1 protein-coding gene is annotated in these 253 nt (G+C 56.1%); it reads left to right on the top strand.

The window, feature by feature from the left end; all coding sequences use genetic code 11:
* Positions 1-253, top strand: a 253-nt coding sequence (locus JN414_RS16620; RefSeq protein ID WP_202208898.1) for a hypothetical protein, incomplete at both ends; no start/stop codon positions are given.

Genomic DNA, 253 nt, shown 5'->3' on the forward strand with positions numbered 1-253 from the left:
TCTGATTGATGAGGCCCACAAGTTTTTGGATATGGTCATGGCGGGTGGAAACCCGCTCAAGGCTGCGTTTTATGAGGTTCCGAACGCTGTCAGCGTTCTAGGTGGTTTCGGCAAAGCCGTGGAAACTGTTGGTGGCCTGATGATGGGGCCGGTAGGAATTGTAGCTGGCGTGGTCGCAACCGGCGTTGCCATGTACAAGCTCGGATCTTATGCGGAAGCCGAAAGCGAGCAGCTGGCGACGCTGTCGCAGCAT

Origin of the sequence: Gluconobacter sp. Gdi (genome assembly GCF_014132155.1) — a bacterium.
In the GTDB taxonomy this organism is placed as follows: Bacteria; Pseudomonadota; Alphaproteobacteria; order Acetobacterales; family Acetobacteraceae; genus Gluconobacter.